The 21,553-nt window shown below is 70.7% G+C and carries 21 protein-coding genes and 1 pseudogene; 10 read left to right on the top strand and 12 right to left on the bottom strand.

The window, feature by feature from the left end; all coding sequences use genetic code 11:
- Nucleotides 1-1,020 carry a histidinol-phosphate transaminase gene (locus ABZ920_RS16340; RefSeq protein ID WP_361504443.1) on the top strand — a complete coding sequence of 340 codons (1,020 nt, stop codon included), beginning with the start codon at nucleotides 1-3 and terminating at the stop codon, nucleotides 1,018-1,020.
- Between the two features lie 216 nt (nucleotides 1,021-1,236).
- Here the strand turns inward: ABZ920_RS16340 and ABZ920_RS16335 are convergent.
- A pseudogene (locus ABZ920_RS16335) lies at nucleotides 1,237-1,341 on the bottom strand (IS5/IS1182 family transposase); the annotation flags it as partial.
- Nucleotides 1,342-1,807: 466 nt separating this feature from the next.
- Between ABZ920_RS16335 and ABZ920_RS16330 the strand changes: the two are divergent.
- A complete protein-coding gene (locus tag ABZ920_RS16330; protein ID WP_361504440.1) occupies nucleotides 1,808-2,200 on the top strand; it encodes a gas vesicle structural protein GvpA in 393 nt (130 codons plus the stop codon).
- A gap of 237 nt (nucleotides 2,201-2,437) precedes the next feature.
- Entirely contained in the window at nucleotides 2,438-4,609 is a 2,172-nt protein-coding gene (locus ABZ920_RS16325; RefSeq protein ID WP_361504437.1) for a hypothetical protein, read from the top strand.
- Nucleotides 4,610-5,083: 474 nt separating this feature from the next.
- On the opposite strand, the gene ABZ920_RS16320 is transcribed toward ABZ920_RS16325, so the two are convergent.
- The 4 genes from ABZ920_RS16320 to ABZ920_RS16305 all read right to left on the bottom strand — a co-directional run bounded on the left by ABZ920_RS16320 (nucleotide 5,084) and on the right by ABZ920_RS16305 (nucleotide 8,186).
- Nucleotides 5,084-5,941, bottom strand: coding sequence for a biotin-dependent carboxyltransferase family protein (locus ABZ920_RS16320; protein WP_361504435.1), 858 nt, complete (start codon nucleotides 5,939-5,941; stop codon nucleotides 5,084-5,086).
- Entirely contained in the window at nucleotides 5,938-6,585 is a 648-nt protein-coding gene (locus ABZ920_RS16315; RefSeq protein WP_361504432.1) for an allophanate hydrolase subunit 1, read from the bottom strand. The genes ABZ920_RS16320 and ABZ920_RS16315 overlap by 4 nt, the downstream gene beginning before the upstream one ends.
- Nucleotides 6,582-7,334 (bottom strand): 5-oxoprolinase subunit PxpA, encoded by a 753-nt coding sequence (locus ABZ920_RS16310; RefSeq protein WP_361504429.1) that lies wholly within the window; start codon nucleotides 7,332-7,334, stop codon nucleotides 6,582-6,584. The genes ABZ920_RS16315 and ABZ920_RS16310 overlap by 4 nt, the downstream gene beginning before the upstream one ends.
- Before the next feature lie 417 nt (nucleotides 7,335-7,751).
- On the bottom strand, nucleotides 7,752-8,186 hold the full coding sequence (locus tag ABZ920_RS16305) for a MarR family transcriptional regulator (RefSeq protein WP_361504426.1): 435 nt from the start codon (nucleotides 8,184-8,186) through the stop codon (nucleotides 7,752-7,754).
- A 72-nt stretch (nucleotides 8,187-8,258) separates the two neighbouring features.
- On the opposite strand from ABZ920_RS16305, the gene ABZ920_RS16300 reads away from it, so the two are divergent.
- On the top strand, nucleotides 8,259-9,113 hold the full coding sequence (locus tag ABZ920_RS16300; protein ID WP_361504423.1) for an SDR family NAD(P)-dependent oxidoreductase: 855 nt from the start codon (nucleotides 8,259-8,261) through the stop codon (nucleotides 9,111-9,113).
- Nucleotides 9,114-9,228: 115 nt separating this feature from the next.
- Here the strand turns inward: ABZ920_RS16300 and ABZ920_RS16295 are convergent, their stop codons facing one another.
- A complete protein-coding gene (locus ABZ920_RS16295; RefSeq protein WP_361504420.1) occupies nucleotides 9,229-9,870 on the bottom strand; it encodes a flavin reductase family protein in 642 nt (213 codons plus the stop codon).
- Nucleotides 9,871-10,471: 601 nt separating this feature from the next.
- Between ABZ920_RS16295 and ABZ920_RS16290 the strand changes: the two genes are divergently transcribed.
- Complete coding sequence (locus ABZ920_RS16290) at nucleotides 10,472-11,788, top strand: phytase (RefSeq protein ID WP_361504417.1); 1,317 nt, start codon at nucleotides 10,472-10,474, stop codon at nucleotides 11,786-11,788.
- Between the two features lie 178 nt (nucleotides 11,789-11,966).
- Here the strand turns inward: ABZ920_RS16290 and ABZ920_RS16285 are convergent, their stop codons facing one another.
- A complete protein-coding gene (locus ABZ920_RS16285) occupies nucleotides 11,967-12,953 on the bottom strand; it encodes a magnesium and cobalt transport protein CorA (RefSeq protein ID WP_361504414.1) in 987 nt (328 codons plus the stop codon).
- A 436-nt stretch (nucleotides 12,954-13,389) separates the two neighbouring features.
- Nucleotides 13,390-14,415 carry a right-handed parallel beta-helix repeat-containing protein gene (locus ABZ920_RS16280; RefSeq protein WP_361504411.1) on the bottom strand — a complete coding sequence of 342 codons (1,026 nt, stop codon included), beginning with the start codon at nucleotides 14,413-14,415 and terminating at the stop codon, nucleotides 13,390-13,392.
- A gap of 288 nt (nucleotides 14,416-14,703) precedes the next feature.
- Between ABZ920_RS16280 and ABZ920_RS16275 the strand changes: the two genes are divergently transcribed.
- Together ABZ920_RS16275 and ABZ920_RS16270 are read left to right on the top strand one after the other, a co-directional pair.
- A complete protein-coding gene (locus ABZ920_RS16275; protein WP_361504585.1) occupies nucleotides 14,704-14,928 on the top strand; it encodes a hypothetical protein in 225 nt (74 codons plus the stop codon).
- Between the two features lie 253 nt (nucleotides 14,929-15,181).
- Nucleotides 15,182-15,337, top strand: a complete 156-nt coding sequence (locus ABZ920_RS16270; protein WP_361504408.1) for a hypothetical protein — start codon at nucleotides 15,182-15,184, stop codon at nucleotides 15,335-15,337.
- Between the two features lie 161 nt (nucleotides 15,338-15,498).
- Here ABZ920_RS16270 and ABZ920_RS16265 read toward each other — a convergent pair whose 3' ends face one another.
- Nucleotides 15,499-15,945 carry a hypothetical protein gene (locus tag ABZ920_RS16265; protein ID WP_361504406.1) on the bottom strand — a complete coding sequence of 149 codons (447 nt, stop codon included), beginning with the start codon at nucleotides 15,943-15,945 and terminating at the stop codon, nucleotides 15,499-15,501.
- Between the two features lie 434 nt (nucleotides 15,946-16,379).
- On the opposite strand from ABZ920_RS16265, the gene ABZ920_RS16260 reads away from it, so the two are divergent.
- The 3 genes from ABZ920_RS16260 to ABZ920_RS16250 all read left to right on the top strand — a co-directional run bounded on the left by ABZ920_RS16260 (nucleotide 16,380) and on the right by ABZ920_RS16250 (nucleotide 19,250).
- Complete coding sequence (locus ABZ920_RS16260; protein ID WP_361504403.1) at nucleotides 16,380-16,844, top strand: DUF3293 domain-containing protein; 465 nt, start codon at nucleotides 16,380-16,382, stop codon at nucleotides 16,842-16,844.
- A gap of 472 nt (nucleotides 16,845-17,316) precedes the next feature.
- The gene (locus ABZ920_RS16255; RefSeq protein WP_361504400.1) at nucleotides 17,317-18,552 is read left to right on the top strand and encodes an epoxide hydrolase family protein; all 1,236 of its coding nucleotides are present in this window, start codon (nucleotides 17,317-17,319) and stop codon (nucleotides 18,550-18,552) included.
- Between the two features lie 137 nt (nucleotides 18,553-18,689).
- The gene (locus ABZ920_RS16250) at nucleotides 18,690-19,250 is read left to right on the top strand and encodes a cysteine hydrolase (RefSeq protein ID WP_361504397.1); all 561 of its coding nucleotides are present in this window, start codon (nucleotides 18,690-18,692) and stop codon (nucleotides 19,248-19,250) included.
- 73 nt (nucleotides 19,251-19,323) lie between these two features.
- Here the strand turns inward: ABZ920_RS16250 and ABZ920_RS16245 are convergent, their stop codons facing one another.
- The 3 genes from ABZ920_RS16245 to ABZ920_RS16235 form a co-directional block, all read right to left on the bottom strand.
- A complete protein-coding gene (locus tag ABZ920_RS16245) occupies nucleotides 19,324-19,506 on the bottom strand; it encodes a hypothetical protein (protein WP_361504394.1) in 183 nt (60 codons plus the stop codon).
- A gap of 49 nt (nucleotides 19,507-19,555) precedes the next feature.
- Nucleotides 19,556-20,212 carry a maleylpyruvate isomerase N-terminal domain-containing protein gene (locus ABZ920_RS16240; protein ID WP_361504391.1) on the bottom strand — a complete coding sequence of 219 codons (657 nt, stop codon included), beginning with the start codon at nucleotides 20,210-20,212 and terminating at the stop codon, nucleotides 19,556-19,558.
- A gap of 109 nt (nucleotides 20,213-20,321) precedes the next feature.
- Nucleotides 20,322-21,311, bottom strand: a complete 990-nt coding sequence (locus tag ABZ920_RS16235) for an aldo/keto reductase (protein ID WP_361504388.1) — start codon at nucleotides 21,309-21,311, stop codon at nucleotides 20,322-20,324.
- Between the last annotated feature and the right edge of the window lie 242 nt (nucleotides 21,312-21,553).

Genomic DNA, 21,553 nt, shown 5'->3' with positions numbered 1-21,553 from the left:
ATGGACATCCCCGTCCTGCACCGGCTTTCCCTGAACGAAAGCCCGTATCCCCCACTGCCGTCGGTGCGCGAGGCGATGCAACGGGCCGTCGCACAGGCCCACCGCTACCCGCAGTTCCGCCCCGACGAGCTCACCGAACGGATCGCGGCGTGGTGCCGGGTGCCCTCCGACCGCGTCGCGGTCGGCAGCGGATCCGTCGGCGTGGCCCTGCAACTGTTCCGGGCAGTGGTGCGGCCCGGCGACACGGTGGTGTACGCCTGGCGCACGTTCGACGCCTACCCGCTCCTGGCCGCCATGGCCGGCGCCCGGCCGGTCCCCGTACCGCTGTCGCCGGACGGCCACCAGGACCTGGGGGCCCTGCTCGCGGCGCTCGACCACCGCACCCGCGTCGTGGTGCTGTGCAATCCCCACAATCCCACCGGAAGCCTCGTCGCCGCTGACGCGCTGTCGGCGTTCCTGCGTCAGGTTCCCCGGCACGTCACCGTGCTCCTCGACGAGGCGTACATCGAGTTCGCCCGCGACACCGACCTGCCGGATACGCCCTCGCTCCTGGACGCGCATCCCAACCTCCTGGTCCTGCGCACCTTCTCCAAGGCCTACGGCCTGGCCGCCCTGCGGATCGGCTACGGCCTCGGCTCCGTCGACCTGGTGGGGCGGATCCGCCGGCAGCAACTGCCCTTCGGGATCAATGCGGTGGCAACGGCGGCGGTGAAGGCCTCGCTGCAGGCCGAGAGCGAGTTGCGGCTACGCGTGGACACCGTCGTCGCGGAGCGCGAACGGCTCCGCGGTGAACTCGTGTCCCTCGGCTGGCGCGTACCTCACGGTCACGCCAACTCCGTCTGGCTCGCCCCGCCCGATCCGGTCGACGAGGGCGCCGCGGCACTCGCCGGCGCCGGTGTCCAGGTACGCCACTACCCCGGCGAGGGGCTCAGGCTCACCGTCGGCGACCGGAACGCCAACGACACCGTCCTGACCACCCTGGCCGGGCTGCCCACACACCGGGCCGCGTCGCGGGCGTGAAGCACCCCACCGCGGCGGCCGGGGAGGTGGGAGATCACCGAAACCCCGCAGGTGACGCGGGGAGGTGCACGGACCGGGTCGAGGACCCGAACCCGTCGGAGGTTCGGGCCCTCGACCCGGCGCCGCCTCATCGGCACGTTGCCGGTGGTCCACACGCTGGAGTTCTGTGCCTGCCATCGTCCTCCGCCGGGGCGGAGACGGCCTAGGCAGTTTGCGGCGTTCGACGGTGTTGCGCTGCTTGTATGCCTCACGGTTGACGGCTGGTGGCCTGCCGCCTCGGCTTCCGCGCCGCGGGCGGTGGCCGAGGCGGGCGGTGCGGCGACCGCCCGCCACCGGGACGCCGCGGTCCGCACACCGTGCAGGCGTCCACCCGCACGGCCCGCCTCTTCGAGGCGTGCGCACAGATCCCGGCCGCCATCCCCGGCGGCGTGAGCGCGTCCGCGAAACGACCGGACGCCTCACGCCGTCGACCCGTGCGCCGGGGCAGCGGCACGCTGCCCCGCAAACGAAGACCCGGCACCTGCCGGTCGCCCACCGGCAGGTCGCCGCGCTCGCACGCGCCCGCCCGCTCGCCCCACCTGCACCTACCTGGCGCCCCGCGCCCTGCCGGTCCGGGCTGTTACGGAGGCGGAGCCGCGGGGCAGGCGCAGGGGAGTCGACTGTTTGGCAGCGGGTGGGTGGGGTTACCCGCGCCGGTGATGGCGCCCCCAGCCCAAGGGGACGCGATCAGCCGCCAGGAGCGCGGGCAGACACCACGGGCACGCAGAGAGTCAAGGGGCTGATCATCATGACCGTGACGACGCAGGCAGGCGGTGGAGGCTCCAGCGGCCTCTACGACGTCCTCGAGCTCGTACTCGACCGGGGGCTCGTGATCGACGCCTTCGTTCGCGTCTCCCTGGTAGGCATCGAAATCCTGAAGATCGACGTACGGGTCGTGGTCGCCAGCGTCGACACCTACCTGCGCTTCGCCGAGGCCTGCAACCGCCTCGATCTCGAAGCAGGCCCACGCAAGCCGACCGGACTGACCGAGCTTCCCGGCAAAATGATGGAATCCGGAGCCCGCGGCAAGACCAAGGGAGCACTGTCCGGCGCCGCACAGACCATCTCGGAAGCCTTCCAGCAGACCCGCGACGAGGGGCAGCAACAACACACGGCGCGCAGGACGAACGAAGACGATTGACTCACCGTCCCGGCAGCCCGGATCCGGCCGCAGGATCCCACGTGATCCATGCCGCCACGTTCCGCTGCCGGGGCCGGTGGTGAGCGCCGTCACCCGTCGCCGGTTCGCTTCAAGCGCCGTCATACGCCAGTCCCACTTCTTCTTGCGCAGAGGCAGGAAGGCCACGCCGTGCCAGGCGTCGAGTGCGTAGAGGAAACTCCTGTGCGCCGGTTCGTACAACTCTGCGATCATCCCCGAATGGCGTACGGTCTCGAAGCATTGGTCATCCGGCACACCCACCGCATTCCCTCCCCCCAAGGCTCCGCCGGTCAAGGCACCACCGCGGCACGGCAGTTCGACGCAGCGCTGACGTCCGTGGGCTTCAAGCTCTCGGCGGAGCTGCTGGAGCGGTTGTCCGGGCTGTCCGAAGCCGCAGTCGTGCACACCGCCAAGCGGACGCTGCGCACCGTCAGCGAGATGGTGGGCGACCACGTGCGGCACAACCCGTACTTCATCGACTTCCCGGCGAACGTGCCGGACACCGAGGCGTTCTGGATGCGGTGTGTGGCCAAGGCGCTCGACGACGACACGTCGCGGGAGAACGTACTGACGCAGCTGGCGCACGGGGCGGTGGACCTGCTCAGCCTCCCCACGTACGGCCGCTACCAGCACACCTACGAGGAGATGCTCGCGGCACAGGACGAGCTGATCGCCTCGGCGGGCGACCGGGTGACCGTCCTGCACCTCGGGCGGGACCTGGACGACGAACTCACGGATCTGTATCTGACCTTGGCAGGCAGTACGACGCCACTGGGCGAGGAGCACCTGAGCGACCTCAAGACCCTCGCCGACCGGTGCGCGCTCGGACCGCAGCCGGAGTCGATCCCGGTCAGGGAGAACCGGGCGGTCGTCAACGAGGCGCGTCTCCTGGCCGGCCAGGACCTTCTGCTGGACACCGTCACCGATGTGCTGCGGCTGGCCTGCGCACTGTCGGGCGGCGACGTGACCCTGCACGAGCCGACTCGGTTCCGGGCCCTTCCACGGCCGGTCCGCCGCGCGCTGCTCGCAGGCCTCGACGCCGTGGTCGCGGCGAACCCCGGCAAGCTGGCCGACGTGCACGCGCACCGTGAGCCCTTCAAACGGCTCGGTGAGCGACTCCACCCGCATGAGTATCCGCGCTGGCCGCACGCAGCCGATGTGTTCGCTGTGGCGCGGGGCGAGAAGGAGGCACGGTCCTTCGACAGCCGTGTCGGGAAGCTGCTCGACGACTCGGACGTGCTCGGTGCGGTGCGGCTGCTGGAGTCCGCTCCCGGCAAGCTGTTCCGCGCCCTGGACCTCCTGCTGCGTATCGCCGCCGGCCAGGAGGAACGGGATGCAGTGGTGGCCGCCGCGGTGCGAGTCGCTCCCGAGGTCTCCGGCCGGGTCGTGCTTTCGGTCCGTGAGCACTTCCAGAACCGGGAGCGGGCGAGCGGCGCATCCCGGATCTTCGTCAACCGCCGGGGCCGCGGCTGGGTCGCCGCCGACGCCCGGCCACCGGTCCCCGCCGCCGACCGCGATCGCCTGATCGCCGCGCTCGACGCCGAGATGCGCCGCAGACTGCCGGCACCGGGCCGGCTGCTGCTCGACCCCGATGTCCTCGATGTGGCGCTCCCGCTCAGCGGCCGGGCGACCGCGGGCGGACTCGGCGTGCTGCCGCGCGGTTCGGTCTCAGCGGTCGCCGGCAAGCAGCTGCGCTTCTTCGTGTACTGGAAGGAGGCCGAGCGCCGCACCGACTACGACCTGTCGGCGCTGCTTCTCCACGCCGACTACAGCACCGACTCGTGGCTGTCGTACACGTCGCTCAAGGCCGTCGGAGGCGTGCACTCCGGCGATGTCACCGAGGCGCCCGACGGGGCCTCGGAATTCATCAACCTGTCCCTGGACCGGGTCCGCAGCACCTTCATCGTTCCGCAAGTCGACATCTACGCCGGCGAGAGCTTCGACGAGGTCGAGGAGTCGTTCTTCGGTTTCATGCTGCGCGACGGCGAGCAGAAGGGCCGGCCGTTCGAGCCGCGCACGGTGCGGATGAAGTCGGAGCTGCGCGGCGCGGGCCGGGTGGCGCTGCCGCTGGCGTTCCGGCGCGAGGACGACGGCCGGTGGCGCGCGAAGTGGCTGCACCTGTATCTGAGAGGCATCTCCTCGGCCAACCGCGTCGAGGAGAACCAGGTGTCGGTGTCCAAGGTGGTGCGCGCCGTCGCGGAACGCGAGTACCTGACAGTGCGGTACCTGATCGACCTGATGTCCGACCGCACGACTGCCGTGGACCTGTGGGACGGCCAGCGGGTCCCGGACGAGCCCGTGACATACATCGGCCTCGAACGTCCCGAGGGGCTGCCCCCGGACTCCCGGGTCATCACCCTCGAGAATCTGCGCGACTTGATCCCAAGCTGAGTGCTAGCGTGGCCCATGGCGAGGCCATGAGGGGGCTTCCTTCTCATCCTCCTTTGATACAAGCTCCTTCGCTTTCCTCGCCTTCGACGTCGCTCCGGGCGGCGCCCGCGCTCACCGCGCGGGCGCCGCCCGAGCCGTTCCCTGGGCCTGTCCCACGCAGCCACGGCCGCAAGGGCGATCAGGACGGGCCCCGGCCGGCCCGCGGCAGGGCACTGCGGTCAGGACCACCGCAGCCCCGATGGTGGTGGTGTCCTGTCCGGGCCAGTCCGAGCGCACCCCCGCCGCACCGGGCTTCGCCGGGGCGCAGCGCGACTCTCCGGGGGACGGCGGCGGACCGTCCCGTACGCGGAGTCCGGTGCGGAAGAGTGACCCTTGCGCGGAGAACGTGCCGGTAGGACGACCTTCCCCGGCGCGGGACGTTCGAGGTGCCCGACGCGCCGTCCTGGGCCCCCGAGACCTGTGCCGGCCGCAGCGTCACTCCCTTGTGAAGCGCACCGGCGTGCCCACGGCGGCCTGGGCCGCCTGCGCCAGGGCGGCTTCCGGGACGACGCCGATCACCGGGTAGCCGCCCGTGGTGGGGTGGTCGTGCAGGAACACGAGCGGGCGGCCGTCGGGGGGCACCTGCACCGCGCCGAGGACCACCCCCTCGCTGGGCAGCTCGCCGGTCACCTCGCGTTCCAGCGCGGGTCCTTCGGTGCGCAGCCCGATGCGGTTGCTGTGCGGGGAGACCCGGTACGTCGCCGTGGTGAGACAGCGCAGCGCCGCGGGGGTGAACCAGTCGGCGCGGGGTCCCAGCCGCAGCGGCAGGGTCAGCTCGGTGGGCGGCGCGGGCCAGGGCGCGGTGCCGGGCAGCGCGGCCTGGCGGGCAGGGGCGCTCAGCGGGAGCACGTCGCCATCGCGCAGGGGTGCCGGGCCGAGCCCGGAGAGCAGGTCCGTCGAGCGGCTGCCCAGCACCGGGTCCACGGCGATGCCGCCGCCGACGGCGAGATACGAGCGCACGCCCGCGGTCACCGCGCCCGCGTTCAGCACCGCGCCGGCGGGCACGTGTACCGGCGCTCCCCAGGCGACCGGCCGTCCGTCGACCGTCACCGGGCAGGGCGCGCCGCCGACCACGACGGTCACGCCGCGGTCGGGCCGCACGGCGCAGCCGCTCAGCGTGGTCTCCAGGACGGCCGCGTCGGGGTCGTTGCCGAGCAGCCGGTTGGCCAGTCGCATCGCGGGCGCGTCCAGGGCGCCGGAGCGTGGGACTCCCAGGTGGGCGTAACCGCGCCGGCCCGCGTCCTGCACGGTGGTGAGCGCGCCGGAGCGCACGACGGTGAGCTCGACGTTCATGCGCCGCCGTCCGTGGTGACGAACCGCACCCGGGTCCCCGGGGTGAGCAGCGCCGGCTGCTCCCGTGTGAGGTCCCACAGCGGGGTCGGGTCCGGCATGGTGCCGATCAGCTGCCAGCCGCCGGGGGTGGCGCGCGGGTACACGGCGCTGTAGGGGCCCGCGAGCGCGACGGCGCCGGCCGGCACCCGGGTGCGGGGTGTCCCGCGGCGCGGCACGTGCAGTTCGGCGGGCAGTCCGGTGAGGTAGCCGAAGCCGGGCGCGAAGCCACAGAAGGCGACGCGGTAGGTGTACGAGCGGTGCCGGGCGGCGACCTCGTCGGTGCCGATCCCCCACAGAGCGGCCACGTCGGCGAGGTCGGGGCCGTCGTAGCGCACGGGGATGTGCACCACTCCCCCATCGTCCGTGACCCGGGGAGGCACGTCCCATTCGGTGAGCCGGTGGGCCAGCCCCTCCGGGTCCGCCACACCGTCCAGGAGGACGGTCCGCGCGCCCGGCACGATCTCCTCGACCGGCGGCAGGGTCCCCGCCGCGCGCCGCCGCAGCAGTTCGGTGTGGAAGGCCCCGGCGCGTTCGGCGTCGGGCAGTTCGACCAGCACCGCGCGGCGCCCGGCGGGGCGCACCTGGAGGGGCAGGCTGTCCGTCATACGAACGCCCCGACTTCGACCCCGGCCGTCCGGAGCGCCTCCCGGACCCGCGCCGCGATCCGGGCCGCGCCCGGGGTGTCGCCGTGCACGCACAGCGAGCGGGCGGCCACCGCGACGGTGCTGCCGTCCACTGCTTCGACCGCCCCCTGCACCGCGAACGCCAGCGCGCGCCGCACCACCGCGTCCTCGTCGGTCACGAGGGAGTTCGCCTCACGGCGCGACACGAGCGTGCCCTCGGGGGTGTAGGCCCGGTCCGCGAAGGCCTCCGGTACGGCGGTGAGCCCGGCCTCCTCCGCGGCCGCGAGCAGCCGCGAGCCGGGGAGCCCGAGCACGGGCAGCGCGCCGCCCGCCAGCCGCACACCCGCCACCACCGCGGCGGCCTGGCCGGCGTCGTGGACGGTGCGGTTGTACAGGGCGCCGTGCGGCTTGACGTACGCCACCTCAGCCCCGGCGGCCTCGGCGAAGACGCGCAGCGCCCCGATCTGGTACGCCGTCTCGGCCGCCAGCTCGTCGTGGGGCACGTCCATCGCGCGCCGCCCAAAACCGGCCAGGTCGCGGTAGGACACCTGGGCCCCGATCCGCACTCCGCGCTCGGCGGCGAGGTCGCAGATTCGGCGCATCACGGACGGGTCGCCGGCGTGGAAACCGCAGGCCACGTTGGCGCTGGTGACGACGGAGAGGAGGGCGTCGTCGTCGGTCAGCGTCCAGCGGCCGAAGCCTTCACCGAGGTCTGCGTTGAGGTCCATCACCCTTCGAACCTAACCAATCGTTGAACGATCCGACAAGAGCCTGCTTCCGGGTCGGTCGCCGGCACCGACAGCACCTTGCCCCTTGTTCGATCGTTCAACAGTCACCCAAGGTCCATGCATCCCTCCCCCACGGACCCGGCCCTCCCGCATCCACGCCGTCCAGCGTCCTGCTTCCTGCTTCCTGCTTCCTGCTTCCTACGCCTGAAGAAGGCCACCGCGTGATCGTTCCCCTCGGCGTGCTCGTGGTGATCCTCGTTCTCACGCGCCGCAATCCCGTCCTGGTGAACCGCCGGGCCAGGAGACACCCGAGAGCTACCTGGCCGGTCTCCCCTTACGCGGCGCGCTCATCTGGCTCCGAAGCCTCCGTCCCGCGACATGATCCGAAGCAGGGCCATGCAGAGGCGCTGCATCGCGAGCTCAGTGGTCTCGCTCGATCGCCTGGACGCAGCGGGCCAGCAGGGCGCGGAGAATGTCTTGTTCCTCGGCGGTGAACTCGTCTGCAAGGCGGCGTTCGATGCGCACCGCCTCGGTATCGGCGGCAGTGAGGGCACGCCGGCCGGCCTCGGTGAGCCGGGTCTCGAGGACCCTCTGGTGCCAGGGGTGCACCGTCCGCTCGATAAGGCCGCGTGCCTGCAGTGTCTTGAGCACCCCGGTCATGGCCTGCGGGGTGACCAAGCAGTTGCGGGCCAGCGCGGCAGCGGAGATCCCGGGGTGCTGGCCGAGGGCCAGCAGGGCGGCGTACTGAGCGACGGTCAGGTCGGCCGTGCGCACGGCGCTGCTCTTGGCGGCCATCAGCGCCTGCTCGGCCCGTTTGATGTCCAGGCCGAGCCGGACCTGCGGCGGCATCTCCATGCGCTCAGCTTACCGACCCTTGAGATGAATCAAGACTGGAATATATATCAAGGTCTTGATATCCCTGGACGCATGCATGAACACGCAGCTACTCCGGGCGACCTGCGCGGAAAGACGGTCCTGCTGACCGGGGCCACCCAGGGGATGGGGCTCCGCCTCGCCCTGCTCCTGGCAGCCCGCGGCGCCACACTGCTGCTCCACGGACGCGACCAGCAGCGGCTTGCAACGGCCACCGACGAGATACGGGCCCAGGCCCCGGAAGTCTCGGTGCGTACCTACCGGGCCGACCTGGCCGACCTTGAGCAGGTGAGCACGCTGGCCGACGCCGTCCTCGCCGCCGAGCCGCGGCTCGACGTACTGGTCAACAACGCCGCCGTGGGCGGTGGCACCGACCCGACCGTTCGGCAGACAAGCCGCCAGGGCCACGAACTGCGGTTCGCCGTCAACCACCTGGCGCCGTACGTTCTCACCCGCCGACTCCTCCCGCTTCTGGTCGCCTCGGCGCCCTCGCGGGTGGTCAACGTCGCCTCGGCTGGGCAGACGCCCATCCGTTTCGACGACGTGATGCTGGAACGGGACTACGACGGAGTGCACGCCTACTGCCGCAGCAAACTAGCCCTGATCATGGCCACCTTCGACCTGGCCGCCGAGTCGGCGCCCCACCGGGTCACCGTCAATGCACTGCACCCAGCACACCTGATGGACACCTCCATGGTCCGGCGGAGCGGCTTCACCCCCGCCACAAACCCCGACGACGGTGCTCAGCCGACGCTACGTCTCATCGCCGACCCAAACCTGGAGAGCACCACAGGACAGTACTTCGACCGATACGACGACCAGCCCGCACACCCACAGGCATACGATTCGCAGGCCCGCGCCCGGCTGGCAGCACTCACCACGAATCTGACCGCACCGTTCCTTGCATGAGTGCTCCTGCGCCGTGCAGGCCCGCGCCTCAACAAGACGCGAGCCGCTACCCAACCCCGGCGATCAAAACAACCACCGCAGCACCCCGCCACGACGAACCGAGTCACCGAGCGGCTCAGCCGCGTACCGCGCCGGTCCGTCCCGGGATTCCCCAGGCCGTGGCGAGTCGGGAGGGGCGCAGGTTCTGGCCGTTGCCGTAGAACTCGCAGAACTTCATGATCAGCGGATCCCACCGGTCGGCGTCGATGTGGTGCCGGCCTCCCGGCACCAGGAGCTCCTCCTCGACGTGCACCCGCACGACTCGGGTTTCGACAGCCACGAGCCCGGAGTCCTGGTCCTCGAAGGGATGCGTACGGGTCACCCGGGCTTCGAGCTGGATGGGGGATTCGGCCACCCGCGGTGCAGCGACCACCTGGGACGGCATGGGCGACAGCCCGGCCGCGGCGAACTTGTCGGGCTCGTAACGGTAGCCCTTGCGCATCTTGTGTTCGGGGACGACCGGGGTACCGGTCAGCAGAGCCAGGCGGTCGACCGCGCCGGCCAGCGCGGACGAGGTCAGGTTCAGCACGCACTCTCCGGTGCGGTCCAGGTTCTCGGTCGTCCTGGACGTCCTGTCCAGGCCGAGCATGCCCGACTGCCCCACCCACCAGGCGGACGACATCGGCGCGAGGTTCGCCGAGCCGTCCTCGTTGCGCGTGCTCACCAGGACCACGGGGGTGCCGAAGTACAGAACCTTCGGCTCGATCGTGCGGTGCATGCGGAGGTACTCCTTCTTGCGGTAGCGGATCGCGGACCGGCTTCCGGAGACACCGGAAGGCACCGCTGATCCACTGTGTTCACCCCGGCGCTGCAACGCTTGCGGGAAACAGACATCACGTTCCGTCAACTCCCGGCGAAGGCGGCTGACCCGACCACCGCACACCCCGGGGTCACGTCGACGCAGCCACGGGTCTTGTTACGGGTTACGGGACGTCCGGAGGCCGAGCGACTCCCCCAGCACTCCTGGACGGACCGGGACACGGCCAAGGACTCGCGCGCCTCGTACTGGAGGCAGCCGTCCTCCCCCGCTCCGTACTTCTACGAGCGCAACATCCGGATTGGTGAAGACCGTGCGCACCACCTGGCTCCCAAGGGCACGTGCCTGTCCGGGGATCGGTCCTTCGGTAACCGCAACGGGAGGCGCCTATAGGCGAGTTGCGCGCGGACTGCTTGGCCAGGCCCCATCTGTACGCCGCCGAAACGCCGTTCATCTCGTGTGCACGCGAGTGTGGGGTCACCGGTTGCTCGGCGGATGCCGTGCCGACATGGAGGGGGATGACTCTTTCGCAGGATCAGCCACCCCTGCAGAGGAGGCCTGCGTGACTCGCTCTACGATCGCCCGGCCGGCCGTGCTGGCCGTGATCACGGCTCTCACGGCGACGGCCCTGGCCGTGCCGGCTCAGGCCGAGGGCCGCCACCGCGTCTCCGGCGGTCCGCTGCCGGCCCTCACGCCCCGCGCGGAGACGCCCGTGCTGCACGACGACGACGCGGGCGGCAACGCCGACGCGGACGACCCCGCCATCTGGCGCGACGACGCGGCCCCGGGGCGCAGCCTCGTCGTCGCCACGGCCAAGGAGGGTGGTCTACGCGTCTACGACCTGGACGCGCGACTGGTGCAGTCGATAGCCGCGCCCCCCGCCGCGGGCGAGGAGGACGCCCCGGGCCGGTTCAACAACGTGGACCTCGTCCACGGGCTGCGGCTTTCCTCGGGACAGAGCGACTTGGCCGTCACCAGCGACCGTGGCCACGACCGGCTGCGCTTCCACCGCATCGACCGCGACCGCGTCGGCGGCCCGCTGACCGACATCACCGCCCCCGCCGCGCCGGCCGTGTTCTCCCAGGACCAGGCCGAGATCAACGACCAGCGGACCGCCTACGGCCTGGCGACCTGGACGGACCCGGCAACCAGCAAGGCCTACGCCCTGGTCAGCCGCCGCGAACGCACCAGCGTCGCCCTCCTGGAACTGCTGCCGGCCCCGGACGGCAAGGTCACGTACCGCAAGATCCGTACCCTGGACCTGCCCGACAGCTTCCGACTGCCCAACGGCACCTCGTGGTCCCCCTGCGCCGAGCCCGGCGAACTCCCGCAGGTCGAGGGCATGGTCGTCGATCCGGCCAACAGCACCCTCTACGCCGGCCAGGAGGATGTCGGCATCTGGCGCCTGCGCGCCGACCTCACGGGCACGCCGAAGCTGATCGACAGGGTCCGCGAGTACGGCGTCCCCGGTGTCTACGACGAGGACACCGAGGAGTGCACGCCGGGCGCCGACCCCGGCTACGGCGGCACGAAGCTCACCGCGGACGTCGAGGGACTGACACTGCTCACCGAGTCCGACGGTGACGGCTACCTCCTGGCTTCCAGCCAGGGTGACCACACCTTCGCCGCCTACGACCGCGAGCTTGAGGACGGCAACGAGTACGAGGGCGGTTTCCGGGTCACGGCCGCGAGCGGCACGCTCGACGGCTCCGAGGAGTGCGACGGCGCCGCGGTCCTGCACGCGCCCCTCGGCTCCAAGTACCCGAACGGCCTCCTCGTCGTCCAGGACGGGCACGACGTCCCCGGGGACGGTGATCGGCCCGCGACGAACTTCAAGTTCGTCGACCTCGGCAAGGTCACCGACGTTCTGGACGAATGACCCTCCTCGCCGTGCTGGCCATCACCAGTGACCACGTCCGAGGGCCGATCGAGCGAGGAGCCGACCGCTACCGCCTTTGCGGTGACGGGCGGGAACCGTGCCGGAAGGGCCGGTGCCGGTCCGTTCGGGGAGGGTCGCGAAGGCGGGCAGGGAGCCGTCCGGGAGGAGCTGTCCTCGGTCACAGCCAGCCGTTGCGGCGGAAGGCCCGGTACAGCAGACCCGCCCCCAGCGCCATCACGCCGAGCGCGCACGGGTAGCCGTAGCGCCAGTCCAGTTCGGGCATGTGGGCGAAGTTCATGCCGTAAATCCCGGCGACCATGGTGGGAATGGCGAAGATGGCCGCCCAGGCGCTGATGCGGCGCATGTCGTCGTTCTGCCACGTTCCCACCTTCGCCATATGGGCGTCGAGAACGGAGGAAAGCAGGTCGTCCAGGGCGCGGACCTCGATGTCGGTGCGGGTCAGGTGGTCGGTGACGTCACGGAAGTACGGCAGGACCTGCCGCGGCCAGTCCTCGTGCGCCGTGGTGAAGGGCTGCAGGACGGGAACGAGTGGCTGGATGGCGTCGCGGAACTCCACGACCTCGCGTTTGAGCGAGTAGATCGGTTCGGTGAGGTCGTCCCGGGCGGGCGAGAAGACGCAGCGTTCCAGCTCCATCAGGTCCGTACGGATCTGGGCGGCGGCCTCGGCGTAGGCGTCGACGATCACATCGGTCACCGCGTGCAGGACGGCGACCGGCCCGAGCCGGGCCATGTCCGGCTGCTCCTCCAGGCGGCGCGCGGCCTCCTGCGTGGGGTCGTTCGCGCCGTGCCGTACGGTCAGCGCGAACGACGGGCCGAGGAAGATCATGCATTCTCCGGTCTCCACGTCCGCGGTCTTCTCGACGAACCACAGCGTCTTCACCGCGACCGCCAGCACATCGCCGTAGCGTTCCTGCTTCGGCCGCTGATGAGCCTGGACCGCGTCCTCGATCGCCAGGGGATGCAGCTCGAGGTACTCGCCCAGCCGCTGCAGCTCCTCCGGGCGGGGCTCGTCCATGCGGATCCAGGCGAACTCGTCCGGCTTCAATTCCGCCAGCCGGTCCAGGGTGGCCTGGCACGCGTCCGCCTGCCGGCAGTCGATCTGCTCGCACTCACCCGTCGGCTCCTGATAGATCACGCACTCCATGCTCTTTCGGATGCTTCCGCCACCGCATTCCATGCCTAGGAATGCGGAAGGCCCGCCACCGCGAGCCGTCCCTCCCCTGGTGCTCGCCAGATCCGCACACGGCTGGCGGCCGGGAGCTGGTGGAAACCGGCGGCCGAGACCCGTTCCGTCGAGTTCCCCGCCGTGGGGCTGCCGGACGTACGCGTAACGGACTGCCTCCAGCCGGCCCGCCTCACTCTCGGCGGGGACTCAGCAGTGCGGTTCAGAGGGTGACCGGCTGCGTATCTTCGGGAGCGTGTGCAGCGGCCTTCGTGTGCTCAGGCATCAGTCCCCGACGGAACCCGACGGAGGAAGTGCTCGCACGGCACCGGGCGGTCCGACGCTCGGCGGACCGCCCGGCGCACTGCGTTCACAGCGCCGGCGGGAAGGCGGGATGCCCCGGGAGCGGGTTACGGTGTCAGCACAGTCCGGTGGGGCTGGACGCCTTGCAGACGTTGCGGGTGAAGGTGTTGCCGCTCTTGGTGCTCTCCTGGTTGACCAGGTCGGCGGGGGCATTGTCCCGCAGCGCGTTGTCCTTGATCCGGTTGTTGTCGCTGGTTGCTCCGACGAAGCTCTTGAAGAGCACGATGCCGCCCGACAGCGGGGACGTGCCGGAGTTCCCGGTCACCTCGTTGCTGGTGACGTCGGTCTTCTCGACGCCGGTCAGGATGATGCCCGAGCCCTGGAGGAAGGGCAGCCGTTCGGTCTTGGCGCAGTGCTTGTTGTTCTTCACGACTCGGTTGCCGCGTACGGTCAGCGCGCCGGCCTTCGGCTTGTTCTCGTCGCCGACGATGAAGGCGCCCGCGCAGTTGCCGCTGACGTTGTTGCTGGTGACGCTCAGGTTGCGCAGCCGGCGGACGGTGACGCCGATCCTGTTGTTCTCCAGGCGGTTGCTGGTGACCACCGTGCCCTTGGTGTCGACGCCCCCCTGTTCGGCCGTGATGGTATTGGCCAGGAAGATGCCCGCGTCCCCGTTGTTCCGGGCGGTGTTCCCCCGGTAGGTGCTGTGTTCGGAGTGTTCTTCGGCGAGGCCCCACACCGCGTTCTTCTCGGCGGTCACGCCTCGCACGGTCAGGTCGTCGGTGGCCATGGAGATCACACCGGTGTGGGAGAACCCGGTCACCTTCAGGTCGGAGATGGTGACGCCCTTGAGCCGTTTGGTCGCGGTGCCCATCACGCAGATGCCGTTGCCGCGCCGGCCGCAGTCGTCGGCGGCCTTCGCCGCCGGCTTGATGACGGTGGCGGTGCCCGACCCACGCAGGGTCAGGCCGGGCGTCGCCACCTTGACGCTCTCGTGGTAGGTCCCGGGCATCACCTGCACGGTGTCGCCCGCCTTGGCGGAGTCCACCGCCTTCTGAATGGATTCCCCCGGGTGCACGAGATGCGTCCGCTCGGCCGAGTCCGACAATGCGGCAGGGCCGCAGGAGGCGACGAGTCCTACCATGCTGAGGAAAAGAGCAACGTGGCGTTTTGTCACATTGTATAAGTTATGACCCGATAACCTCATGGTCGCCGAATGGGCCGTCCGTAGGCGTGTCACGGGCGCGTGGGGGCGACGCGGGGCACGCAGGGCCCGTTCGCCGTCCGGCGGCGCGCAGGCCGTACGCTCGCTCGCCCTGCCACCGGACTTTCCGATCACTTCCGGCACCGCCCGGTGCAGCCGCCAGGTCGCAGCCGCGGGGAAGCGGTCGAGTCGCGGGGGAGAGAGCGAGTGGCACCGAAGGCGCACCGCGTGAGCGTTCTCGTGTTCGACGGCATGAAGATGCTCGATCTGTCCGGGCCCGCGGAAGTCCTCAGCGAGGCGAACCATTTCGAAGCGAACTACCAGCTCAGTACGGTGCCCGGACGACCCAGGCATGGCCTTCGCCCGCGCGGCCGCTCCCGCAGCCATGCGGAAGCGGCCGCGCAGCCATGCGGTCGTTCGGCGCCGACGGCTCGGCGGGCGTACGGGAGGTGATCTCGCCCCCTTGACACCGCTCGAAGACAGCGAACGCGCGTGCCTGCCCCGGGCACGACGTGACCTTCCGTCAGACACGAAGGGCAGGCCAGGTGTCAGGCTCATCGGTACGTCATACCTCAGTGAAGGGCCGGGCTCGTCCCAGACGGTGAGCTCTCGGTTCTATCGCGACGGCCGCCATGGCCGCCGCCGCGCTGGCCATGTCCGTCACTCCCCCTCAGCGGCGAAGGGCCGGGGTGCGGTCGAGGACCCGGTGGGTACGGAGGTGTTCGCCGCCGCGCCCATCGCGCTGCAGGCCGGCAAGCAGCTCGCGAGTGTGACACTGCCCGCGACGACGAACGGCGGCGTGCTCCACATCTTCGCGGTGGCGACCGCCCGGCGACCGATCCGCCCGCTTCAAACCCTGTGAAGGTCTACTCAGCCCTACGAGGGGGTGAGCAGACCTTCGCCGTGCGGGCGCCGCCCCGACCGTGCGCAGCATCCGAGCGCCGCGATGAAGGAGGCAGGCTCCTTCCCCGACGAGTCGAAGTGGGGGTTCGACTTCCCGGCCGACTCCGGCTCCGGCACGGGCTACTCAGCGCCGTCGCGATGATCGTCGAGGCGGACGGTCAGTTCGGGCCAGTGTTCGGACCACCGCGCCAGGTCCTTTGCGGTGACCGACCACCGCGAGGTCAGGGCCTTGTCAGGCAAGAAGTGGACACAGGTTCCCGTGGTCCCGTCGGGTTCGACGGGCTCCAGATCGGTCACCGGGATGCCTCGCTCATAGCGCCGGCTCCAGGATCCGTTCAGCCGGCGGTTGGTATGTATCAGCCACTCGCTCAGCGCTGCGACGACGGACATGCCACGACGCGGATGTCCGTCCGGGAGTCGTTCCGCCTCGGGGAGGTCGAAGAATCGAAGGTCCTTCGTGGCCATGACCGGCTTCTTCACCACTTGGCCATGCTCGTCGACCCGAGTGTCGGTGCCCCGTCCGTCATCCCGGACCGACAGGGAACCGTCGGTGTGCAGTGTGATCACACACCGTCCGCCGCCTCGGCCGGCTGCCTCGTCAGCCGCATAAGCAACCACCTCAAGTACAAGGTGTCCTGGCCCGCCCGGCGCGAACTCCGCGGGTCTGTGCCGAATCCGACCGAGATGGTCCGCGTCCACGACGGCGGCCCAATCGTGCGTGGTGTTGACCCAAGAGGCCTTTGAACCATCCATTCGGCAAGTATCCGCCAGGACTCTTCCTCTGACGGCCGCAACCGACCCAAGCCGGGGCTTGACGCTGCAGCTTGTGACCAGGCCCGAGTCAACAACGTCCGGATCTTGTCCCCTGACCGGTGGTGTGGCATCGTTGCGCTCGGTCACGGGGCCGATCGCGCCGAGGACCGGCTCCCACGGCGCTGTGGGAGCGCGCACCGATCTCCCTGCCGGTGGGTAAGGGGGTCCTTCGTCCCCAGGAGGCCCTCATGCAGGTCACTCACGCTGCGGCCACACCACCGAACTGGGAACGCTACCGGCGGACAGTCGTCGAGATCCGGTTCCCGGACCATACGGTACGGGTTGAACCGCGTCCGCGAGGCACGGTCGGGGGTCTCTTCCCCGCACTGCCGGAGTACGCGGGCATCGCCGCTCTCCACGTCGTCACGGCGTGCGACCCTCACGGCCGTCCCGCCCTCGCCGAGGACAACGCCCGCGCCCAGGTTCAGCTCGTCGACGAGCTCGACCGGCGAGGGCTCGCGTGGTGGCCCGCGGCGGGAGGCGATGCGCACGGCACGCACATCGAGCAGAGCATCGCCGTCGCCGGCCTGAGCGACTCGGCGGCGCGTGAACTGGGGCGGCGGTTCGGTCAGGACGCGGTCTTCGCCTGGACCCCGGTGCCTGGCGTCTGTTGTCCTGCGACGGCGGCGGGACGGACGTCCAGGGATGGATAGCGTTCACCAACAGGGGCCGGAGCTACGTCACTTGCCCGACCACCTGACGGGCCCGCGACCGGCCGCCGAAGCCCGCGATCAGGAACGCCGAAAGAACAGCAGGGACACAAACAAGAACAGGAACAGGAACAGGAACAGAAGACGATGGGCATGTATCCGATGCGCATCCCGGACCGTTGCCCGGGATGCGGCAGGACGCTCAGCGGTCCGACCGCCGAGCGGGTCAGGGCCGACGGCTTCCCCGCGGAGGTGACCCACGAAACCCGACCCGGTGTGCGGGGCGCGTTGGCACGTATGGGACAAGACCTCCCCGTCGCGCCACTTGGCCCGCCCCCATGTTGAGGACACGACCGGCTGAACCCGCACCACCGGCAGGCGCTCACCGCATCGCTGCCCGCCCTCCTCGTATGGCCCGGCCCGCCGCCCAACCGGCCGACCGCACCGCTGCCGCCCAGCCAGAAGGAAGTACGCCATGACCACCCCGCACGCCTTCCCCCTGGAGCCCACTGCGATCCATGTGTCCGACGAGGTCCTCGACGACCTGCGCGTCCGTCTTACGTCGACCCGTGCGCCGCTGGACGAGGGGAACGAGGACTGGTCCTACGGCGTGCCGGACAGCTATCTCCGTGAGCTGGTCGCCTACTGGCGGGACGGCTACGACTGGCGCAAGGCCGAGGCGGCGATCAACGTCCACGAGCACTACCAGGTGAGCGTCGCCGGTGTTCCGGTGCACTTCATGCGCAGGCCCGGCCGTGGTCCCCGGCCGATCCCGTTGATCCTCACCCACGGCTGGCCGTGGACGTTCTGGCACTGGTCGAAGGTGATCGGCCCGCTCGCCGACCCGGCCGCGTTCGGCGGTGACCGCGCCGACGCGTTCGACGTCATCGTGCCGTCCCTGCCCGGCTTCGGCTTCCCCGGCCCCCTCACCGGCTTTCCGGACGTCAACTTCTGGAAGGCCGCCGACCTCTGGCACCTCCTGATGACCGAGACCCTGGGCTACGAGAGATACGCCGCCGGGGGCTGCGACATCGGCGGGATCGTCTCCAGCCAGCTCGGCCACAAGTACGCCGACGAGCTGTACGGCATCCACATCGGTTCCGGGCTGCCGCTCGACTTCTTCAACGGCCCCCGCGCCTGGGACTTCGCCCGGAATCGGCCCCTCACCGACGACCAGCCCGCCGACGTCCGCGCCCGCGTCATCGAGCTGGACCACCGCTGGGCGTCCCACCTCGCCGTGCACATGCTCGACGGCGCCACCCTGGCCCACGGACTGAGCGACTCCCCCGCCGGACTGCTCGCCTGGCTGCTGGAGCGCTGGAACGCCTGGAGCGACAACGGCGGCGACGTCGAGTCCGTCTTCACCAAGGACGACCTGCTCACTCACGCCACGATCTACTGGGTGAACAACTCCGTCGCCACGTCGATGCGGTACTACGCCAACGCCAACCGCTACCCCTGGGCCCCTGTCCACGACCGCGTCCCGGTCGTGGAGGCGCCGGTCGGCCTCACCTTCGTCACGTACGAGAACCCGCCCGGCGTCCACACCGCCGGCGAGCGCGTCCGGGCGTTCGAGACCGGCCCGCAGGCCGGTTGGTTCAACCACGTCAACGTCAACGCGCACGACCGCGGCGGCCACTTCATCCCCTGGGAGAACCCGGAGGCCTGGGTGAGCGACCTGCGCCGTACCTTCCACGGCCGCAGACCTTGAACGAGGCGGCCCGCGGTCGGCGTTCCCCCTGGCCGGCTTGGCCGGCTCACCATCGGCGGGAGCTGCGCTCCCTGCCCGAGCATGGAGAAGCAGGCCGCCACCACCTAAACCGAACCTCGGCCGTTTCTGGAGACGACATGAGCAGCGCCCTCCTCGTGATGGACGTCCAACGGGCCATCGTGGACATCGCCGACGCCGGTTCCGAGTATCTGCGACGCCTGCGCAGGGCGATCGACGGTGCCCGGGCGGCGAGCATCCCCGTGATCCATGTGGTCATCGCCTTACGTCCCGGCTTTCCGGAGGTCGGCTCGCGCAACAGGGCTCTCACCGCCATCGCGCGGGCCGGCTTGTACGTCGAGGGCGACCCGGGGACCGCGATCCACCCGGAGATCGCGCCCCGGCCCGGCGACGTGGTGGTCGCCAAGAGGCGGGCGAGCGCGTTCTCGGGCAGCGATCTCGACGTGGTGCTCAGGGCACGCGGTATCGACAGCCTCGTGCTCACCGGCATCGCCACCAGCGCAGTGGTGCTGTACACCCTGTGCCAGGCGAACGACCTGGACTTCGGCCTCACCGTGCTCTCCGACGGCTGCCTGGACACCGACCCGGACGTGCACCGGTTCCTCATCGAGCGGCTCTTTCCGCAGTGGGCGGACGTCGTCACCGTCGACGACTGGGTCGAAGCCATCGCGCTCCACTAGACAGCCGGACGGTTTCCCGTGGCCGCCGACGGAACACCGATGTGCTGCCGCCCCAGCGGTCGGGAGTCCGTGCTCACTCGCGGGTGAAGGCGTAGGCGCGCTCCACCCGTGGCACCTCCACGCTGTAGGAGGCGTACCAGCGTGCACGTCCGAGTCGCTGGGCTTCGAGATGTTCCGGGTGGGCCTTCCATGCCGCGATCGACGCCTCGGCCGCGTAGTAGATGACGGTGAGGTCCCGGCCGTCCTGGTCCGTCATCGACTCGCGGCCGGGACAGCCGGGCTGCGCCGTACCGCCGCCCGCTCGCTCAGCTGAGGACCAGCGGCAGCCTCCCGGCCAGGGAGCCGAGCGCGGCTTGTTCCGCATCGGTGGGCGGGCGGCGCCCGGTGCCGATCAGCAGCGCGTCCTTGTCCGGCAGCGACGCCGGGAACGGCGCCGCGGCGATCTCCTCCAGCATCCTGCGCGCCGCCGCGAGCGTCTCGGCGGGCGGCTCGGCGCCCGACGGCAGGTGGGCGATCAGGTCGAGATGGTGGACCGTCCATTCCAGGACGTACGCCGACAGGAAGTCACCGACGGTCAGCACCTTGCCCTGGGTGCTCACACGGGCGGTCCGATCGGCGAGGCCGGCGGCGCGGCCCGCGGCGGAAGCCACGTCGTCGAAGTGGAACCTGAGCCAGCGCGGTTCGCCATACGCGGCGGCCAGCCGGGGGATCAACGCGTCGGGCGGATCCTCGCCGCCCGGCGAGGCATCGCCCGCACTCCAGTAGCCGACCGCGTCCGCGGTCGGCTCGGTCTGGGCAGGCGTCACGAGGGTGATCAGAATGTCCTGGGCGCCGATGACCAGGTGACACACCAGGTCCCGCACCAGCCAGCCGGCGCAGCCCGACGCGCGCTCGAAGTCCGCGTCCGGAAGGGCGGCGACCGCCCCGCGCAGCATCGTCCACGACTGTGAGAAGAGGTCCACCGCGGCACCGTAGTGCGGGGCCGGAACGCCGACAACCGCATTCGGGCGGCCGGCCCGCCTGCCGAGGCGGGCCGGCCATCGCAGCCCCGCAGCCGCTCGCGCGCCCCGGCTAGCGGTCGACCGTCCGCATCCCCGCCTCGTCGTACCGCTCACCCGACGCCTCGGGCAGCTCCGCATCGATACGGGCCAGGTCCTCCGCGGTCAGCGCGATGTCGACCGCGGCAGCGTTCTGCTCCAGATAGGTACGTCGCTTCGTCCCCGGGATCGGGACCAGGTCCTCGCCCTGGGCCAGCACCCACGCGATCGCCAGCTGGGCCGGGGTCACGCCCTTCTCCGCGGCGATCTCCTTCACCTTCGCCGCCAGCCGCAGGTTCGCTTCCAGATGGGCGTCCTGGAAGCGCGGGTTCTCGCGCCGCCAGTCGTTCGGATCCAGCTCGTCCGGTGAGGTGAACCGGCCGGCGAGGAAACCGCGCCCCAGCGGCGAGTACGGCACGAAGCCGATACCCAGCTCCCGGCAGACAGGGAGGACCTCGGCCTCCACGTCCCGCGACCACAGCGAGTACTCGCTCTGCACCGCGGTGACGGGGTGCACGGCGTGGGCGCGCCGGATGGTCTGCGCGCTCGCCTCGCTCAACCCGATGCCCCGCACCTTGCCCTCGGCGACCAGCTCGCCCAGCGCGCCGACCGTCTCCTCGATGGGCACGTTCGGATCGACCCGGTGCTGGTAGTAGAGGTCGATGTGGTCCGTTCCCAGGCGCTCCAGGGATCCGTGGACCGAGCTGCGCACGTGCTCGGCCGAGCCGTCCTGCGGGCCGACCGTGCTGATGTCGCCGGGTACGGCGTCGTCCATCCGGTAGTTGAACTTCGTCGCGATCACGTAGTCCTCGCGATGCCCCCGGACCGCCTCGCCCACCAGCGACTCATTGGTGAGCGGCCCGTACATCTGCGCGGTGTCGAGGAAGTTCACCCCCAGGTCGAGGGCGTGCCGGATGGTCGCGATCGCCTCCTCCCGGTCCGCCGACCCGTAGAAGGCGGACATTCCCATGCACCCCAGGCCGATGGCCGATACCCGGAGGTCCCGCAGACTTCGCTCTCGCATGCCCTGTCCCAGCCTTTCCGCGTACGCGTTCACCGTCCGCACCGCACGATGTCCCTCATCCATCTAGCGACAGAATCCACCGCCCGGCATCCCGTGCGGGGCACCGGCCGACGCCGGCCCCGTCCCCCGCCCTCAGTGAACGCGACGCTACGACCTGGAGCACACTCCAACGCAAGCCGGGCGTTCGGACGGCGACGCCGCATGCTGTGAACGTCCCCCGGCTCGGGGCGGGCAGCCTCCCG

It is taken from the genome of Streptomyces sp. NPDC046831, assembly GCF_040645305.1.
Classification (GTDB): Bacteria; Actinomycetota; Actinomycetes; order Streptomycetales; family Streptomycetaceae; genus Streptomyces.
Note: the sequence above shows the minus strand (reverse complement) of the source record. Positions and strands in the feature narration are given on the sequence as shown.

Excerpts from the sequence above, each read along its gene's own strand:
- ABZ920_RS16340 (WP_361504443.1), top strand. The coding sequence starts at position 1 with ATGGACATCCCCGTCCTGCACCGGCTTTCCCTGAACGAAAGCCCGTAT.
- ABZ920_RS16285 (WP_361504414.1), bottom strand. The coding sequence starts at position 12,953 with ATGGAGTGCGTGATCTATCAGGAGCCGACGGGTGAGTGCGAGCAGATC.
- ABZ920_RS16260 (WP_361504403.1), top strand. The coding sequence starts at position 16,380 with ATGCAGGTCACTCACGCTGCGGCCACACCACCGAACTGGGAACGCTAC.
- ABZ920_RS16325 (WP_361504437.1), top strand. The coding sequence starts at position 2,438 with ATGGCGTACGGTCTCGAAGCATTGGTCATCCGGCACACCCACCGCATT.
- ABZ920_RS16235 (WP_361504388.1), bottom strand. The coding sequence starts at position 21,311 with ATGCGAGAGCGAAGTCTGCGGGACCTCCGGGTATCGGCCATCGGCCTG.
- ABZ920_RS16330 (WP_361504440.1), top strand. The coding sequence starts at position 1,808 with ATGACCGTGACGACGCAGGCAGGCGGTGGAGGCTCCAGCGGCCTCTAC.
- ABZ920_RS16250 (WP_361504397.1), top strand. The coding sequence starts at position 18,690 with ATGAGCAGCGCCCTCCTCGTGATGGACGTCCAACGGGCCATCGTGGAC.
- ABZ920_RS16320 (WP_361504435.1), bottom strand. The coding sequence starts at position 5,941 with ATGAACGTCGAGCTCACCGTCGTGCGCTCCGGCGCGCTCACCACCGTG.
- ABZ920_RS16295 (WP_361504420.1), bottom strand. The coding sequence starts at position 9,870 with ATGCACCGCACGATCGAGCCGAAGGTTCTGTACTTCGGCACCCCCGTG.
- ABZ920_RS16315 (WP_361504432.1), bottom strand. The coding sequence starts at position 6,585 with ATGACGGACAGCCTGCCCCTCCAGGTGCGCCCCGCCGGGCGCCGCGCG.
- ABZ920_RS16245 (WP_361504394.1), bottom strand. The coding sequence starts at position 19,506 with ATGACGGACCAGGACGGCCGGGACCTCACCGTCATCTACTACGCGGCC.
- ABZ920_RS16305 (WP_361504426.1), bottom strand. The coding sequence starts at position 8,186 with ATGGAGATGCCGCCGCAGGTCCGGCTCGGCCTGGACATCAAACGGGCC.
- ABZ920_RS16280 (WP_361504411.1), bottom strand. The coding sequence starts at position 14,415 with ATGGTAGGACTCGTCGCCTCCTGCGGCCCTGCCGCATTGTCGGACTCG.
- ABZ920_RS16255 (WP_361504400.1), top strand. The coding sequence starts at position 17,317 with ATGACCACCCCGCACGCCTTCCCCCTGGAGCCCACTGCGATCCATGTG.
- ABZ920_RS16300 (WP_361504423.1), top strand. The coding sequence starts at position 8,259 with ATGCATGAACACGCAGCTACTCCGGGCGACCTGCGCGGAAAGACGGTC.